The 545-nt window shown below is 68.8% G+C and carries 2 protein-coding genes; both read right to left on the minus strand.

What is annotated here, in order from left to right; all coding sequences use genetic code 11:
• Positions 1-125 (minus strand): monovalent cation/H(+) antiporter subunit G (locus GTW58_RS14925; RefSeq protein ID WP_209436600.1); only part of this gene is annotated, 125 nt, incomplete at its 3' end.
• Positions 122-545 (minus strand): MrpF/PhaF family protein (locus GTW58_RS15060; RefSeq protein ID WP_342453331.1); only part of this gene is annotated, 424 nt, incomplete at its 5' end. The genes GTW58_RS15060 and GTW58_RS14925, both read right to left, overlap by 4 nt.

Below are 545 nucleotides of genomic sequence, written 5' to 3' on the forward strand. Positions count from 1 at the left end.
GTGGCCGCGTGCATACGCGTGAGGACATCCGGCAGTCGGACCAACCCCACCCCGGCGGCGAACGCCATGAGGCACCCCACCAGCAGTAATACGGATCCGACGACGTCCAGAACGGTCTGCATCATCGGCCCTCCGTCGCGGACGTGTCCTGCGTGCTCTGCCGCGGCGCCTCCGCGTCCTCCCCGGCCGAACCGCCACGACCCGCGTCCGGGTGGCGAGAGGGACGGGACTGCACGAATCGTGCGAAGGTCACGGAGGCCAGGAAACCCACCAGGGAGATCATCACCGTGAGAATCATGTAGTCCGTGGTGCCCTTCCACACCATGTCCACGCACACGGCCGCGGCCACGATGGCCAGCAGCACGTCACTGGCCAAGACACGGTCCAGCAGGGACGGCCCCTTGACCAGCCGGTACAGGACACCGACGGCGCCGCCGGAGAGCAGGAGCACCGCGGTCACCAGAACATAGGGGTTCACGCTTCCACCTCCGAACGCCGGGGTGTGCTCAGGACCGCCAGGGGCCGGCGTCGCCCCACTCCGCGGA

Origin of the sequence: Kocuria subflava, assembly GCF_012163155.1 — a bacterium.
Lineage (GTDB): Bacteria > Actinomycetota > Actinomycetes > Actinomycetales > Micrococcaceae > Kocuria > Kocuria subflava.